Here is a 14,364-nt window from a genome sequence, read left to right on the forward strand (position 1 = left end):
GCTCTCGCCGGGCCGCGCCCCTATACTGGCCTTTCAAGCCAAGGAGGCCACATGAGCGTGACGGGAGCCATCGGGCGGGCGCTGCTCGCCAGCATCTTCATCAAGAACGGGCTGGACCACCTCCAGAACCCCGAGCCCATCGTGCGGGCCACGCGCGGCGCGGAGATCCCGCAGCCCGAACTCGCGGTCAAGGCCAACAGCGCCGTGATGGTGGGCGCCGGAACGCTGCTCGCGCTGGGCCTTGCACCCCGCGCGGCGAGCGCGGCGCTGGCGATCAGCCTGGTGCCGACCACCGTGATCGGCCACCCCTTCTGGGACCGCGAGGGCCGCGAGCGTCAGCAGCAGCAGAACCAGTTCCTGAAGAACCTGGCGCTGTTCGGGGCGCTGCTGGCGGTGGGCAGCCGCCGCTGAGCCTGGTTACAGCTCCAGTCCGCCCGGCGTCCGCGCCCCCGCCGGAATCGCCGTGACGAGCACCTCGTATTTGCCCGTCACGAACACCTTGAAGCCCGCCTTCTGCAAGCCCCGGCGGGCTTCGGTCACGTCGGCGGCGAGCAGGCTGAGGTCGGGGCGGGCGAAGTTGCGGAGCCGTGCGCCGTAGCTCAGCAGGCCGTCGCGGTAGCGGGCATTGGGGTAGCCCAGCACGAAGCCCCCCGCAGGCGTGAGGTGGTGCCGCCGCAGGGCCGCGAGCAGCACGTCCTGCCGGATGCCGGGGCTCTGGAGCAGGCTCAGCGCGAGGACGAGGTCGAACTGGCCCAGCTCCGGCCGGGGCAGGGTGGTCACGTCGAGTTCCAGAAAGGTGCCGCTCGGATGCTGCGCCCGCGCCGCGGCGAGGGCCGAGGTGTCCACGTCCACGCCGACGACTTCGGGGGTCCGGCCCCGAAGCGCGAGAGCCAGGGCATCCAGCTCCCGGCCCCGGTTCACCCCCAGCGCGAGCACCCGCCCACTCTCCGGAGGATTCACCCGGCGCAGCGCCTCCACCAGCGTGAAAAGGAACACCGGGTCTTCCAGCTTGTCCACCCGCGCCCAGTCGCCCCCTGCCCCGTAGCCCCCGGCGTCCGGCTCAGGGGCGTCCGCCCACGCCCGGAACCGCAGGCGCACCCGGCCCTCCCCCATCCGTTCCGGGGTGAGCAGGTGTGCCCCCAGCAGGTCCGCGAGGTCGGTCCAGGTTTGCCAGGGGCGGTGCAGGCCGTGTGCGGCCGCCTCGCCCGCGTAGAGGCCCACACCCACGTCGGGGTCGGGAACGGTGAAAGTGACCTCGCCCGCGTCGGCCAAAGCTGTGCGGAGGGCGGGCAGGATGACGGAGAGGGGTTCGTGGGTGAAGTCGAGGTCAGGGGGCGGGGACACGGCGCGTCCGAGCCTACCCTGGGGCGGCGGAGGGGACAAAAGGACGCAGCCCAGACCCGGAAGGGCCTGAGCCGCTGCGAGGGGTGGGGTCTCAGGGGCGCAGCATGGAGGCGAGCTGGCGCAGACCGTCCTGATCGGCGGCGGGGGCCATCTGCGCGGCCTGCTCGGTGGCATCGGCGAGCGAGGGAAGCAGGGCCGCCGCGCCGTCGAGGTCGCCGCTTTCCAGCATGGAGCGTAGGCTGGCGAGCTGGCTGGTCAGGCCCCCGGCGCCCGCCGCGCCGCCCAGGGTCTGCTCCCAGGCCGAGATGTTGCGGATGGCGCTTCCGGCATCCAGGCCAGTCACGCCACCCTGAAGGGCTTGCAGGGTCTGCTGAAGCTGCTCGTTCATCTCCCTACCTCCTTGTGATGGTGCCCGGCCATCTCACTCCGCCGGGGCGGGGCAAGCTGTAAGCGTTGATGCAGGTGCGGCCAGAGGTGAAGCTCCGCTTCAGATGAGTGTGGGACCCCTTACACCTGCGCCCATCGCGGCGGCATCTGCTGAGGCATGACGGCACCGGACAGTCCCGCCGCCCGGCTGGAAGCCCGCCTGTTGCGGGTGCTGGGGGCCGTCCACCACGACCCTGACGCCGATGCGCTGGTGCGTCGGCGAGCGGCCATCACCTTCCAGATCACCGACCCCAACGTGACGGTCCGGGTCAGTGGCCGTGACGGGGTGCGGGCCGTGGTGACTACGGGCGAGGCGGCGCGGGGGGAGACGAGCGACCTGACCTTCGGCCTGAGTGCGCGGGTGGCTCATGCGCTGTGGCTGGGACAGCTCAATCCCGCCGCCGCCGTGCTCTCCGGGCAGATGACGATGCGCGGGCCGCTGCCCCTCGCCCTGGCGCTGGCTCCGGGCATGCGGGCGATGCAGGCGGCGTACCGGGCGGCGGTGGAGGAAGAGGAGGCCGCGGGTCGGGTCAGTACCCCCGGTGGGTGACCCGTGCCCCCTGCCCTTCCAGCCAGTCCGTCAGCGCGCCTACCGCTGCCTTCACCCCGGGCGTGACCACCGGGCCGCCGAAGCGCGAGAGCCGGATGAGGTGCGAGCCGTCCTCCCGCGCCGTGATGCCGACGAGCACCTCCTGGGTGAGTTCGCCCTCCACGACGTGCGCGAGGGCCACCCAGCCGTCCTTGCCGAGACTGGCGTAGAGGTCGAGCAGCACGACGGTCCAGCCGTCCGGGTTGTTGCGGGTGACGCCGCCACGGGCGGTGTGCTTGGCGAATGCGGTGGGGGCGAAGTCGGCGGGCAGGGTCAGGATCGCGTGGGGCACGGCAGGGGCATCCTCGGAGTCGGGAAAGCGGGCGGCGGTGACGGGGAACTCGCCTGCCAGGGCGGAGGCCGGAGCCGTCGGCACGAAGCGGGCGTGCCGGGGGTCCAGGCCGAGGTCGCGCCACTTGCGGGCGTATTTGGTTTCCAGGGCGGCGGGGGGCGGGGGCTCGGTGAGGTGAACGGCCATCACGCCGCTCGCCCCGGCCTCGCGGCAAGCGAACTCGAAATATTCCTCGTGGTCGGTGGTGAACAGCACGGCCCCGCCCGGTTTCAGGCGGCTCGCGGCCAGCCGAAAGAAGGGTGCCCGCAGCAGGCGGTGCTCCTCGTGGCCCGCCTTGGGCCAGGGGTCAGGAAAGTTCACCACGATGGCGTCCAAGCTCTCTGGCGGCACCACCTCGCGGATCAGGGGCGTGGCGGGCAGACGGGTCAGCACCGCACCCCCCAGTCCCGCCGCCCGCAGCCGCCGCTCGGCCTTGAGCAGCGACGTGCCGCTGATTTCCACGCCGAGGTAATTGGGAGCCTCCGGAAAGCTCGCGGCGAAGTGCGGCCAGAAGCGTCCGTCGCCGAAGCCCACCTCCAGAATCCAGGGGCGCTCCGGCGTGTCCGGGTACAGGTGGGTGGGCGCGTCGGGGAACTGGAAGTCGGAGAAGCGGTAGATCATGCCTCCCCCTCCCCCAGCAACTCGGCGGCGAGGCGGGCGGCGTCCTCCAGCACGCTGCGGTAGGTGTGCTCGCCCGGCGTGCAGCGGCCCAGGGCATAGAGGTGGTCGCAGCGGGTCACGCGAAACTCCTCCAACTCGCCCGGCGCGGGCGTCAGGAAGCGCACCGTGTAGGGCGGCGCCCCCTCCACTCCGGCGGCCTCCTGCTCGGCGCCGATCAACCACACGCCCGCGCGGGCGAGGTCATCGGCCAGGAAGTCATAGGCGACTTCGGAGAGCCGCCCGGCCTCCTCCATCGTGTCGCCGATCAAGAGGCGGCCCTTCAAAAAGGCGCCGACCGCGAGCACCCCCCGGCGGGCGTGCAGGGCGGGGCCTTCCCAGGTAGCGAGGGTGAGCCGTCCGCCTTCCTCCTCCAGCCCGGTGACGGTGCTTTGCAGGAGATGAATGCCGGGAGTGGCCTCCACCTCGGCCTTGAGAAGGCGGTGAAAGGTCCAGCCGTCGGTGTCGGGGGCCATGCGGGCGGCGACCTCGGCGAACAGGCTGCCGGGCGGAAAGTCCGCGCCGCCTATGGTCGGCCCGTACAGGTTGCCGAGATGGTCGAGGGCCTGGGTGACGAGGAGCACGTCCTGCCCGGCGCGGGCGAGCCGCCACGCGAGTTCAGTGCCCGCGGGGCCCGCGCCGATCACGGCCACGTCATAGAGGTGCCCCGGCTGCGGCAGGCTGCGGGGAGAGGAGGGGCCTGACATCGGGACGAAGTGTAGGGCATCGGGGCACCCCTTCCCCACCGTCCCTTCACACGGTCAGCCTGCCTACCGTTCGCGCGGGCGCAGGCCACCTAGCGTGGGCGGCATGACACAGCAAGGCGGGCAGGCGAGCGGCAGGGTCCTCACGCGCAGCGAGGCGACCGCGCACGGCGGGCGCAATGGGTACATCGAGACGCCCGACCATCACCTCGGCGTGAAGTTCAGCGTGCCACAGGAACTCGGCGGCGACGGCGGCGTGGGCACCAACCCCGAGCAACTGTTCGCCGCCGCCTACGCCGCGTCCTTCCAGAGCGCCATCGGCATGGTCGCCCGGCGCGACGGGATCACCTTCGGGACCTCGCAGGTGACCGGGGTGGTCGGCCTGCGCCGCGAGGACGAGGCGGACCCCAGCTACCACCTCGACGTGGAACTGCGCGTCCTGCTGCCGGGTTTGGACCGCGAGCAGGCCGAGCGGATGGTGCAGGAGGCGAAGGCCCTGTGCCCCTACTGCCGCGCCCTGGGGGAGTCGGTGGGCGTGCGGCTGACCGTGGTGGACGAGGAAGCAGCGGAATAATTCAGCGGTCGGTCGTCGCCGTGTACGTGCCGTCCGCGTTTGCCGTGAAGGTCACCGTGCCCTGACGGTCGGTGCGGTAGACGCGGGCACCGGTCTCGCGGTAAAGGTTAAGAGCCGTCTGTGTGGGGTGGCCGTAGTTGTTCTCGCCCACGCCGATCACGACGTTCTCGGGCCGCACGGTGGCGAGCCAGGCGGGATGGTCGCCGTTGGCCGCCCCGTGGTGGATGCTCTTGTAGAGCTGGAAGGGACCTTTGATCTCGGGGCGGTCCTGTTCCAGCCACGCCTCGGTCTCGGGCTTCTCGCTGTCGCCGGTCAAGAGGGCGCGGAATTCCCCGAACTCGATCCGCACGCCCACGCTGTTCTCGTTCTGGTCGTCACCCATGCCGGGGGGCGGGGCGATCACCCGGACCTTCACGCTGCCCAGGTTGACCACCTGCTTGTTGGCCTTCTGGAAGGTGGTCCCGGCCTCCTCCAGTGCGTTCACCAGCCGTTCCCAGGTCTGGGTGGTTCCGGCCAATCCGTTGTTGATAAAGAGGGTCGGCTTGGCCCGCTGCGCCGCCGGAACCAGCCCCGCGATGTGGTCGGCGTCGGCGTGGCTGGCGACCATCAGGTCTATCTTGTCCACCCCATAGGTGTCCAGGTGCGTCCGCATCCGCTCGGCGCTGCGGCCCCCGTCGTAAAGCAGGGTCTTGCCTTCGGGACTGCGGACCAGCACCGCGTCCCCCTGCCCCACGTCGAGGAAGCGAATCACCATCTGCCCGGTAGGGGCCTGGGGGTCGGTCTTCTGGTCCCCGCTGCCGCCCCTCAGCACTTCCTTGCCCGCGCAAGCGGCCAGTCCCGCCGTGAGCAGCAGCACGAACAGCCCCAGCAGGTCGGACGGTCCCGGCCCGCCCCGGCGTTTGCCTTTCGCGCCTTTTGGAGCGGACTTGCGGGCGGGGGCTTTCTTGGCCTTGGCCGCAGGCTTGCGGGAAGCAGGCGCTTTGGCCTTCGGAGTCGGTCGGGCGCTCACAGGCTGATCTCCTCTTCCCCACCCTCGGCGTTCCGGGCGTCGAGACGGCGCTGGGCGGCGCGGCGGCGGGCGGCGGTCTCGTCGGACAACAGGTGCAGGGTCACGCCGTCCGGCCCTTCCACCACCGCCAGCAGGTCGCCCTCGCGCACGCCCTCGGGCAGCGCGTGCAGGGGCACGTCGAAGGTCAGGCCATCCGCCCGTTCCACCCGCGCGAGGCGTCCCCGTGGACTGTCCTCAATGGCGTCCACCGTCCAGCGTTCCGGCCCGTCGTTCACGCCCCCAGCGTAGCGCGGCGGGCCACTTCTGCCCAGAGCGCACTCGGTCCGGGCGGGCCTCTCCCCTGTCACACTGCCCCCATGCACCACGACGTGACGCTGCGAGACGGCGACCTGACCTTGCGGCCCCTGACGGGAGGGGACATTCCCAGCCTGTGTGCCCTGGCCGAGTCTTGCGCGGGGGAACTGCGGCTGATGGGGTCGCCGCCGTCCAGCCCGGCCTATTACACGGCGGCGCTGGAGGCCCCCGACGCCCTGCCCTTCGTGGTAGAGGTGGGCGGGGAGTTGGCCGGAAGCACCCGCTACGGCGACATCCGCACGGCCCACGCGGGCCTGGAGATCGGCTGGACCTGGCTGCACCCCCGCTGGCACGGCACGGGCGTCAACCGCCGGATGAAACGGCTGCTGCTCGCGCACGCCTTTGAGCCGATGGACATGGAGCGTGTGCAGCTCAAGACCGACATCCTGAACGTGCGGAGCCAGCGGGCCATCGAGGGGCTGGGGGCCGTGCGCGAGGGGGTGCTGCGCTCGCACCTGCGGCGGCCGGACGGGACCATGCGTGACACGGTGATGTACTCGGTGGTGCGGGCGGAGTGGCCGGGGGTGCGGGCGCGGCTAGCAGAAATGGCCTAACCCTCCGTCTCCTCAACGCCGGGCGCGGCATAGTGGGGGCGCAACCTCAACCCATATTCCGGCCCTCCCCCGCGGACGGCCCCAGGAGACTCCATGCTCGATCAGGCCCTAGTCGCCGAAGTGCTGACCCTCGCCCGCGCAGGTGGGGCGGACTTCTCGGAACTCTTTGTGGAAGACAGCGTGAACACCAACCTCCGGCTGCACCAGGGGGAGGTGAAGGACGCGGGCGGCGGCAACCTGTTTGGCGCCGGGCTGCGGCTGCTGTACGGCACGCGGGTGGTGTACGCCTACACCAACGACGTGACCCCGGCGGGCCTGCGCGACCTCGCGGACCAGGTGGCGCGGGCACGCGGCGCGGCGGGCGAGACGGACCGCTCAGGCGCGGGCGGCATGGACTTCCGGCGGGTGGACGCCCAGCCGCTGTATGTCGCGCGGCGGCATCCCCTCCAGGCGGCGGGCCGCGAAAAGCTCGCGCTGATGCGCCGGGCACACAGCGGCGCGGCGGGTGTGGGCGACGTGAAGACGGTGGACGTGAACTACCTCGACCGGGTGCAGCGCGTCCTCGTCGCCAATTCGGAGGGGCTGTGGGCTGAAGACGAGCGCGTCTGGACCCGCCTGATGGTCAGCGCCATCGCCCAGGACGGCGCCCTGCGAGAGACGGGCTACTACGGCCCCGGCGCCGGACAGGGCCTGGAGTTCTTCGACGACGTGGCCCCCGAATCCATCGGCGCGGAGGCCGCCCGCATCGCCAACGCCATGCTGCGGGCCGGGTACGCCCCGGCCGGGAAGCTGCCCGTGGTGATCGGCAACGAGTTCGGCGGCGTGATCTTCCACGAGGCCTGCGGGCACATCCTGGAGACGACGGCGGTGGAGAAAAATGCCAGCGTCTTTGCCGACAAGCTGGGCGAGAAGATCGCCCACGAGTCGGTGTCCGCCATCGACGACGGCACCATCCCCGGCTCGTGGGGCATGGTCACCGTGGACGACGAGGGAATGAAGGGCGAGCGCACGGTCCTGATCGAGAACGGCGTCCTGAAGTCCTTCATGGTGGACCGGGTGGGCAGCATGAAGACGGGCCATGCTCGCACCGGCAGCGGGCGGCGGCAGAACTACACCTTCGCCCCGGCCAGCCGCATGCGCTCGACCTTCATCGATAAGGGGCAGGAGACGCCCGAGAGCCTGATCGGGCAGGTCTCGCACGGCATCTACGCCCGGCGGATGGGGGGCGGCAGCGTGACCCCCGGCACCGGGGACTACAACTTCGCGGTGAACGAGGCGTACATGATCCGGGACGGCGAAATCGCCGAGCCGCTCAAGGGCGCTTCGCTCGTCGGCAATGGGGCGCAGGACCTCCGCAACATCGTGGGCGTGGCGGGCGACCTCGCGCTGGGCCAGGGCATGTGCGGCAGCATCTCCGGCTCGCTGCCCACCGACGTGGGTCAGCCGCACATCCTGATTTCCGAAATCACCGTGGGAGGCCGCGCATGACCGCAACGAGCGAACAGCAACTCTCTCTGCCCGACGCCCGCGCCTACCTGCTGGAGCGTGCCCGCGAGCGCGGCGTGACCCTGGAGGTCTACGGGCAGCGCACGAACGCCACGAGCATCCGGGCCTTTGACGGCGACGTGAGCGAGTTCAAGCTCTCGGCGCGGCAGGGGGTCGCGCTGCGGGCGGTGGTGCGCGGCGCGTGGGGGCACTCGTTCAGCGAGAACCTGTCGCGGCCCGCGCTGGACCGGGCGCTTGATATGGCGATTGAAAATGCCGAACTCGTCGCGCCGGAGCCGGGCGCGGGCCTCCAGAACTGGCCGCCGCCCCCCGCGCTCGACCTCTACGGCGAGGGCCTCAGCGGGGTCACGGTGGAGCAGAAGGTGGGCGTGGCCCTGGACCTGGAGCGCGCGGCGCGGGAGGCCGACCCCCGCGTGACCAGCGTGCCCTACGGCGGGTATCAGGACGGGGACGTGTACGGCACCGTCGCCAACACCGAGGGGCTGGAGCGCGAGGACCGCCAGCTCTACGCGATGCACATGATCGCGCCGCTGGTCAGCGAGAACGGCCAGAACAAGATGGGCCGCGACTGGCAGTTCACCCGCGAATTCACCGAACTCGACCCCACCCGGACGGCGATCTCAGCGGTGGAGGACGCGGTGGCCCTGCTGGGGGCCAAGCCCGCGCCCAGCGGCACCTTTCCGGCCCTGATCACCGGGGACTGCCTCGCGCAACTGCTGATGCTGTACTCCGGCATGTTCAGCGGCAAGATGGTGGAGGAAGGCAAGAGCCCGCTCGCCGGACGGCTGGGCGAACAGGTCGCCTCGCCCCTCGTCACGCTGGTGGACGACGCCACCCTGCCGCGCGGCCTGAACTCGCGGGCCTTCGACGCCGAGGGCTGCCCGAGTGCACCCCTCACCTTGATCGAGGCGGGGCGGCTGGCCGCCTTCCTGCACAACGCGCAGACCGCTGCCCGCGCGGGAACGCAGAGCACCGGGCACGCGGCGCGGCAGGGCTTGCAGGGCACCGTGGGCGTGGCCCCCAGCAACCTGATCCTGTCGCCCGGCGGGGCGGACGCGGCGGCCCTCGCCTCCGGCCTGACCGGGGTGCGGCTGACGGGCGTAGCGGGTGGGCACGCGGGTGCGAACCCCATCACCGGGGACTTTTCCCTCCAGGCCGAGGGCTTCTGGCTGGAGGGCGGCGAGGTCGCGCACCCGTTGGAGGTGTTCACGGTGGCCGGGAACATCCTCGACCTTCTCGCGGGCATTGAGGCCGTCAGCAGCGAACTGGAAGACACCATGTATGGGGTCAGTGCCCCCGCCGTGCGCGTCTTGGGGCTGGCGGTAGGCGGCGGCTGAGGATCAGCTCAACCAGAGGGGCGGGGAGTGCATCAAACTCCCCGCCCTTTTTTCGTCTCTGCTGGAGCACGCGTGAGAGAATGCCGCCCATGACTCCCGCCCGGCTGATCTATGTCACCGACACCTACTGCATCTGGTGCTGGGCCTTTGGCGAGGCGCTGCGCGAGTTCGTGGCCCGGAACGCCGGGCGCCTGACGCTGGAAGTCCTGCCCGCCGGGATGCTGGTGGGCGAGCGGGTCGTGCCGGTGGGCCAGAAGCCGCGCGTCCTGGAAACCGCGCGGCGCGTCACCGAGCTGACCGGGGCCAGGTTCGGGGACGGCTTTCGCGCCAGTGTGGAGCGCGGCAAGACCGTGCTGGACTCCGGCGTGTCGGCGGCCGCGTTCTGGGCACTGCACGCCCAGGCGCCGCAGCGGGGGCTGGACATCGCGCACGCGCTCCAGCACGCCTGGTACGTGGACGGCCGCGACCTGCACGACGAGGCCGTGGTCGCGGACGTGGCCCGCGCCCTGAACCTCGACCCGGCGCGGGCCACCTCGGACGTGCGCCGCCCGGAGACGTTGGCTCAGTCCCAGGCCGGGTTCGCACGGCGCCAGACCCTACCGGTGGAGGGCTACCCCACCCTGCTGATGCAGACCCCGGAGGGGTACCGCCGCCTGGGGGGAGCGACCACCAGCGCCGAGAAGCTTCAGCAGGAGTTCGAGGCCATCTTGCACGGCGAGCCGGAGGCGCAGCAAGCGACCGCCTGAGTCGGGCCAGAGCGTGACCTCGGCCCCTCCCCTCCCCGATTCCCGTCCCAGGGACACTTCCCTCCCCCTGCCGGGCGTAACATGGCCCTCATGAAGTGGCTGCGCGACCAGAGCCTCGCCCCCATCGTGGAGAAGGTGGAAGCAGGTGCCCGGCTCTCTTTCGAGGAAGGGCTGCGGCTCTACCACACCCGTGACCTCAACGCGCTGATGCGGCTGGCGAACCTGCAAAAGGAGCGGCTGCACGGCGACAAGGTCTATTTCGTGCATTCCATGCGGCTGGAGTTCACCAACATCTGTTACGTGGGCTGCACCTTCTGCGCCTTCGCCGCCCGCAAGGGCGAGGAGCGGGCCTGGGACTACTCGCCGGAGGAAGTGGCCGAGCAGGTCCGCCGCCGTTACCTCCCCGGCATCACCGAACTGCATATGAGCAGCGGGCACCACCCCAACCACAAGTGGGACTACTACCCCGAGATGGTGCGGCAGCTCCGGCAGAACTTCCCCGACCTCCAGGTCAAGGCGTTCACGGCCGCCGAGATCGAGCACCTGTCCAAGATCAGCAAGATGCCTACCCTGGAGGTGCTGCGCGAGCTTCAGGCGGCGGGCCTCGCGGCGATGCCGGGGGGCGGGGCGGAGATCTTCGCGGACCGGGTGCGCCGTCAGGTCGCCAAGAACAAGGTGAAGGCCGAGAAGTGGCTCCAGATTCACCGGGAAGCACACTCGCTGGGCATGCGCACGAACGCGACCATGCTCTACGGCCACATCGAGACGCTGGAGGAGCGGCTGGACCACATGCACCGCCTGCGGGAGTTGCAGGACGAGACGGGCGGCTTCCACGCTTTCATCCCGCTGGCCTTTCAGCCGCTGGGGAACACGCTGGCGCAGAACCTCGGCAAGACGGACTTCACGACCGGGCTGGACGACCTGCGCAACCTCGCGGTGGCCCGCATCTACCTCGACAACTTCCCGCACATCAAGGGCTACTGGGTGATGATCGGCTCGGAGCTGACGCAGGTCAGCCTCGACTGGGGCGTCAGTGACATCGACGGCACCATTCAGGAGGAGCACATCGCGCACGCGGCGGGGGCGACTTCCCCGATGGCGCTCTCGCAGGCGGGCATGGTGAAGATGATTCAGGACGCGGGCCGCCTCCCCGTGCTGCGCGACGCCTACTACCACGAACTCGAAACCTTTCCCCGCGCCGAGCTGGAGGCCGCCGATTAAGTGGGCGGTCCAGAGATAGGGGACCTCGACGCCGTGCTGAGCCTCGACGACGCCTGGAACGCCGCCTACCACCGCCGCGACCCGGCGGCAATGGAGGGGGTACTGGCGGACGACTGGGTGGGCTTTTTCCCCGACGGCCGCGCGGTCTTCAAGACCGGATTGCTGGAGGGGATGCGTCACAACCCGCCCGCCGCCCTGATGTTCGAGCGCCACGCGGCGCGGGTTCACGGGGACACGGGATTCACGCGCGGAACCCTCTATGCGAACGGCGTGCGGGTGCAGAGCTTTTTCCGGGTGTACGCCCGGCGGGGGGGCGAGTGGCGGGCGGTGGGCGTGCAGGTGGTGGCATGAGGCGAGTATTGACGGTTCTGGGACTAGTCCTGCTGGTGCTGCCGCCTCTGGCGGGATGGGTGGTGGGAATGATCCCGTTCGACTTTCAGGTCACCACGGGTTCTCCCCTGGTGACCTCTCTGCTGTCACCTGCCCCGTGGATGCTGCTCGGCGGCGTTCTGCTGCTGCTGGGTCTGCGTTGGAGGAGAGGGTGAACTGGGCCGCCGCCCTGGTTGGAGCCTCCGCCGCGTTCGCGCTCTCGGGCGCTTTCGTGGGCAACAGCAGCCTTCAATATTCCTGGCTGAAGCTGGCCTCCTCGCTGGGCCTCCTGCCGCGTGACGCCGCCTTCGCCGGAACGCTGCCCTTCCCCACCCAGCCGTCGCTCCCGCTCTACGCCTTGGCTGGAGTCAGTCTCCTGGCGGGTCTGGCGCTGCATGTTCGGGCCAGTCGTCCGCCCCGTGGGCCGAGGCGATGACCATGCCGGGACATGAACGCACGATACCCGCCTACCGCGCCGGATGGATTCACTACACCAACGTGGCCCCCATTCTCGACCCGCTGGTGCTGCCGCCGGGCGTGACGGCGATCACGGGCGTGCCCACCGAGATGAACGCGGCCCTCCTCTCGGGGCGGGTAGATATCGCCAACATCAGCGCGGTGGAGTTCATCCGGAATGCCGACCGCCTCGAAGCCCTGCCGGATTTCAGCGTGGCGGTGCTGGGAGCGGTGTACTCGGTCAACCTCTTTCACACCCGGCCGCTGGAAGAATTGCGCCGGGTCGCCCTGACCGCGCAGTCGGCCATGAGCGTGGCGCTGCTGGAAGTGCTGCTGCGCGAACGCGGCCTCTCCCCCACGCTGGAACGGGCCGAGGGCGAGGCCGAGGAGCTGCTGGCCTCCGGGTACGACGGGGTCTTGCGAATCGGGGACAGCGCCCTGCGCGAGTGGTACGGGGTGGCGGGGCCGCTGACGCCCGAGCGCAGCATGACCGCGCTGCCGAATGCGGCGCGGGGGATCACGGTGACCGACCTCGCGCAGGAGTGGTTCGCGCTCACCGGGCATCCCTTCGTCTTCGCGGTGTGGGCCTACCGCAAGGAGAATCCGCCGCCCCCCACCCTCCTTCAGGCGATGCGGGAGGCGCGGCGGCACGGGCTGGGGCACCTCGCGGACGTGTCGGCGCGGCACGCCCTCAAGCTGGGGCTGCCGGAGCGGGTGGTGCAGCACTACCTGTGGAACTTCCGCTACCACCTTGAAGCCCCCGACCGCCTGGGGCTCACCGAGTTCGCGGCCCTCGCCGAACCGGGGCACGCGCCGCTGAGCTTCGGGCCACGGCCGGGGGAACCCTCGGGACTGACCGCGCAGCCCTGAAGCGGGCATGAATGGACGCCCCGGCCCCCACCGGACCATGGCCTCACCCCCGCCGCCTAGGCTGCCCCCATGACCGACATTCTCTGGGGACTGGGCGGGATGGCGGTGCTGCTGGGGCTGGCGCTGCTCCTGAGCACCGACCGCCGCGCCGTGAACTGGCGCACCGTGCTGGGGGCGCTGGCCATTCAGGTCGCCTTCGCCCTGATCGTGCTGCGCTGGCCGCTGGGACGGCGGGCGCTCGACGCGGTGTCGGCGGGCGTGCAGGCCGTGGTGGGCAACGCGCAGGAGGGCATCAACTTCGTCTTCGGCAACCTGACCAACGGGGCGCTGGAGGGGGCAGGGTTCATCTTCGCCTTCGGGGTGCTGCCGGTGATCGTGTTTTTCAGTGCGCTGATCGCGGTGCTCTACCACATCGGCGTGATGCAGGCGGTCGTGCGGGTGCTGGGCGGCGGGCTCAGCAAGCTGCTGGGCACCAGCCGGGGCGAGAGCCTGTCGGCCACCGCCAACATCTTCGTAGGGCAGACCGAGGCGCCGCTGGTGGTGCGGCCCTACATCGAGCGGATGACCCGCTCGGAGCTGTTCGCGGTGATGGTGGGCGGGCTGGCGAGTGTGGCGGGCAGCGTGCTGGTGGGCTACTCGCTGCTGGGGGTGCGGCTGGACTACCTGATCGCCGCCTCCTTCATGGCCGCCCCCGCTGGCCTGCTGATGGCGAAACTGATGCTGCCGGAAAAGGACACCCCCCAGAACTACAAGGGCGAGGTGCCCGGCGACCCCGAGGGCGGCCCGGTCAACGCCATCGACGCGGCAGCGCGGGGCGCGAGCGACGGGCTGGGACTGGCGCTGAACGTGGGCGCGATGCTGATCGCCTTTATCGGCCTGATCGCGCTGCTCAATACCCTGCTCGGCGCTCTGGGAGGCGTGTTCGGCTTTCCCGACCTCAGCGTGCAGCTTCTGCTGGGCTACCTCTTCGCGCCCCTCGCCTTCGTGATCGGCGTGCCCTGGGGCGAGGCGGCCACGGCGGGCAGCTTTATCGGACAGAAGCTCGTGACGAACGAGTTCGTGGCCTTCGTGGAGTTCGCCGACGCGCTGAAGGAAGGTGCCTTCTCGCCCAAGGTGGAAGCCATCATCACCTTTGCCCTGTGCGGCTTTGCCAACCTCTCCAGCCTCGCCATCCTGCTGGGCGGCCTGGGCAGCCTCGCTCCGAGTCGGCGCGGCGACATCGCCCAACTCGGCCTGCGGGCGGTCGCGGCGGGCACGCTGGCGAATCTGCTCAGCGGCACGCTGGCGGGAATGCTGATTGGGTAGACCTCTGCCGTC

18 protein-coding genes are annotated in these 14,364 nt (G+C 70.6%); 12 read left to right on the forward strand and 6 right to left on the reverse strand.

Annotation, left to right across the window (positions count from 1 at the left end):
* Positions 1-51 precede the first annotated feature (51 nt).
* Positions 52-411: a DoxX family protein gene (locus tag L1280_RS06655; protein ID WP_253581321.1), complete on the forward strand. Its 360-nt coding sequence runs from the start codon at positions 52-54 to the stop codon at positions 409-411.
* 6 nt (positions 412-417) lie between these two features.
* Here L1280_RS06655 and L1280_RS06660 read toward each other — a convergent pair whose 3' ends face one another.
* Positions 418-1,344 (reverse strand): methyltransferase, encoded by a 927-nt coding sequence (locus L1280_RS06660; protein ID WP_253581322.1) that lies wholly within the window; start codon positions 1,342-1,344, stop codon positions 418-420.
* A gap of 91 nt (positions 1,345-1,435) precedes the next feature.
* A complete protein-coding gene (locus tag L1280_RS06665) occupies positions 1,436-1,732 on the reverse strand; it encodes a hypothetical protein (protein ID WP_253581323.1) in 297 nt (98 codons plus the stop codon).
* Positions 1,733-1,888: 156 nt separating this feature from the next.
* On the opposite strand from L1280_RS06665, the gene L1280_RS06670 reads away from it, so the two are divergent.
* The gene (locus L1280_RS06670) at positions 1,889-2,320 is read left to right on the forward strand and encodes an SCP2 sterol-binding domain-containing protein (protein WP_253581324.1); all 432 of its coding nucleotides are present in this window, start codon (positions 1,889-1,891) and stop codon (positions 2,318-2,320) included.
* Here L1280_RS06670 and L1280_RS06675 read toward each other — a convergent pair.
* Positions 2,301-3,311, reverse strand: a complete 1,011-nt coding sequence (locus tag L1280_RS06675) for a tRNA (guanosine(46)-N(7))-methyltransferase TrmB (RefSeq protein WP_253581325.1) — start codon at positions 3,309-3,311, stop codon at positions 2,301-2,303. The two genes, L1280_RS06670 and L1280_RS06675, sit on opposite strands and share 20 nt — an antisense overlap.
* Positions 3,308-4,054 carry an FAD-dependent oxidoreductase gene (locus L1280_RS06680; protein WP_253581326.1) on the reverse strand — a complete coding sequence of 249 codons (747 nt, stop codon included), beginning with the start codon at positions 4,052-4,054 and terminating at the stop codon, positions 3,308-3,310. Before L1280_RS06680 ends, L1280_RS06675 begins: the two co-directional genes overlap by 4 nt.
* Positions 4,055-4,157: 103 nt before the next feature.
* Between L1280_RS06680 and L1280_RS06685 the strand changes: the two genes are divergently transcribed.
* Entirely contained in the window at positions 4,158-4,625 is a 468-nt protein-coding gene (locus L1280_RS06685) for an Ohr family peroxiredoxin (RefSeq protein WP_253581327.1), read from the forward strand.
* A 1-nt stretch (position 4,626) separates the two neighbouring features.
* Here the strand turns inward: L1280_RS06685 and L1280_RS06690 are convergent, their stop codons facing one another.
* Both L1280_RS06690 and L1280_RS06695 read right to left on the reverse strand, forming a co-directional pair.
* Entirely contained in the window at positions 4,627-5,634 is a 1,008-nt protein-coding gene (locus L1280_RS06690) for an MBL fold metallo-hydrolase (protein ID WP_253581328.1), read from the reverse strand.
* Complete coding sequence (locus L1280_RS06695) at positions 5,631-5,909, reverse strand: DUF3006 family protein (RefSeq protein WP_234009119.1); 279 nt, start codon at positions 5,907-5,909, stop codon at positions 5,631-5,633. Before L1280_RS06695 ends, L1280_RS06690 begins: the two co-directional genes overlap by 4 nt.
* An 81-nt stretch (positions 5,910-5,990) precedes the next feature.
* Here L1280_RS06695 and L1280_RS06700 point away from each other — a divergent pair, with 81 nt between their 5' ends.
* The 9 genes from L1280_RS06700 to L1280_RS06740 all read left to right on the forward strand — a co-directional run bounded on the left by L1280_RS06700 (position 5,991) and on the right by L1280_RS06740 (position 14,352).
* A complete protein-coding gene (locus tag L1280_RS06700) occupies positions 5,991-6,542 on the forward strand; it encodes a GNAT family N-acetyltransferase (RefSeq protein WP_253581329.1) in 552 nt (183 codons plus the stop codon).
* A gap of 93 nt (positions 6,543-6,635) precedes the next feature.
* Entirely contained in the window at positions 6,636-8,030 is a 1,395-nt protein-coding gene (locus L1280_RS06705; protein ID WP_253581330.1) for a TldD/PmbA family protein, read from the forward strand.
* Positions 8,027-9,385, forward strand: a complete 1,359-nt coding sequence (locus L1280_RS06710) for a TldD/PmbA family protein (protein WP_253581331.1) — start codon at positions 8,027-8,029, stop codon at positions 9,383-9,385. Before L1280_RS06705 ends, L1280_RS06710 begins: the two co-directional genes overlap by 4 nt.
* 89 nt (positions 9,386-9,474) lie before the next feature.
* Complete coding sequence (locus tag L1280_RS06715; protein ID WP_253581332.1) at positions 9,475-10,131, forward strand: DsbA family protein; 657 nt, start codon at positions 9,475-9,477, stop codon at positions 10,129-10,131.
* A 90-nt stretch (positions 10,132-10,221) separates the two neighbouring features.
* Positions 10,222-11,352: an aminofutalosine synthase MqnE gene (gene mqnE / locus L1280_RS06720; protein WP_253581333.1), complete on the forward strand. Its 1,131-nt coding sequence runs from the start codon at positions 10,222-10,224 to the stop codon at positions 11,350-11,352.
* Positions 11,353-11,703 (forward strand): DUF4440 domain-containing protein, encoded by a 351-nt coding sequence (locus L1280_RS06725; protein ID WP_253581334.1) that lies wholly within the window; start codon positions 11,353-11,355, stop codon positions 11,701-11,703.
* Between the two features lie 190 nt (positions 11,704-11,893).
* Positions 11,894-12,157 (forward strand): hypothetical protein, encoded by a 264-nt coding sequence (locus tag L1280_RS06730; RefSeq protein ID WP_253581335.1) that lies wholly within the window; start codon positions 11,894-11,896, stop codon positions 12,155-12,157.
* A 2-nt stretch (positions 12,158-12,159) separates the two neighbouring features.
* Positions 12,160-13,047, forward strand: coding sequence for a menaquinone biosynthesis protein (locus L1280_RS06735; RefSeq protein ID WP_253581336.1), 888 nt, complete (start codon positions 12,160-12,162; stop codon positions 13,045-13,047).
* A 69-nt stretch (positions 13,048-13,116) separates the two neighbouring features.
* Positions 13,117-14,352 carry a NupC/NupG family nucleoside CNT transporter gene (locus L1280_RS06740; RefSeq protein ID WP_253581337.1) on the forward strand — a complete coding sequence of 412 codons (1,236 nt, stop codon included), beginning with the start codon at positions 13,117-13,119 and terminating at the stop codon, positions 14,350-14,352.
* Positions 14,353-14,364: the final 12 nt, after the last annotated feature.

It is taken from the genome of Deinococcus sp. HSC-46F16 (assembly GCF_024171495.1).
Taxonomy (GTDB): domain Bacteria; phylum Deinococcota; class Deinococci; order Deinococcales; family Deinococcaceae; genus Deinococcus.

Excerpts from the sequence above, each read along its gene's own strand:
- L1280_RS06735 (WP_253581336.1), top strand. The coding sequence starts at position 12,160 with ATGCCGGGACATGAACGCACGATACCCGCCTACCGCGCCGGATGGATT.
- L1280_RS06685 (WP_253581327.1), top strand. The coding sequence starts at position 4,158 with ATGACACAGCAAGGCGGGCAGGCGAGCGGCAGGGTCCTCACGCGCAGC.
- L1280_RS06740 (WP_253581337.1), top strand. The coding sequence starts at position 13,117 with ATGACCGACATTCTCTGGGGACTGGGCGGGATGGCGGTGCTGCTGGGG.
- L1280_RS06700 (WP_253581329.1), top strand. The coding sequence starts at position 5,991 with ATGCACCACGACGTGACGCTGCGAGACGGCGACCTGACCTTGCGGCCC.
- L1280_RS06665 (WP_253581323.1), bottom strand. The coding sequence starts at position 1,732 with ATGAACGAGCAGCTTCAGCAGACCCTGCAAGCCCTTCAGGGTGGCGTG.
- L1280_RS06705 (WP_253581330.1), top strand. The coding sequence starts at position 6,636 with ATGCTCGATCAGGCCCTAGTCGCCGAAGTGCTGACCCTCGCCCGCGCA.
- L1280_RS06680 (WP_253581326.1), bottom strand. The coding sequence starts at position 4,054 with ATGTCAGGCCCCTCCTCTCCCCGCAGCCTGCCGCAGCCGGGGCACCTC.
- mqnE (WP_253581333.1), top strand. The coding sequence starts at position 10,222 with ATGAAGTGGCTGCGCGACCAGAGCCTCGCCCCCATCGTGGAGAAGGTG.
- L1280_RS06655 (WP_253581321.1), top strand. The coding sequence starts at position 52 with ATGAGCGTGACGGGAGCCATCGGGCGGGCGCTGCTCGCCAGCATCTTC.
- L1280_RS06670 (WP_253581324.1), top strand. The coding sequence starts at position 1,889 with ATGACGGCACCGGACAGTCCCGCCGCCCGGCTGGAAGCCCGCCTGTTG.
- L1280_RS06675 (WP_253581325.1), bottom strand. The coding sequence starts at position 3,311 with ATGATCTACCGCTTCTCCGACTTCCAGTTCCCCGACGCGCCCACCCAC.
- L1280_RS06715 (WP_253581332.1), top strand. The coding sequence starts at position 9,475 with ATGACTCCCGCCCGGCTGATCTATGTCACCGACACCTACTGCATCTGG.
- L1280_RS06710 (WP_253581331.1), top strand. The coding sequence starts at position 8,027 with ATGACCGCAACGAGCGAACAGCAACTCTCTCTGCCCGACGCCCGCGCC.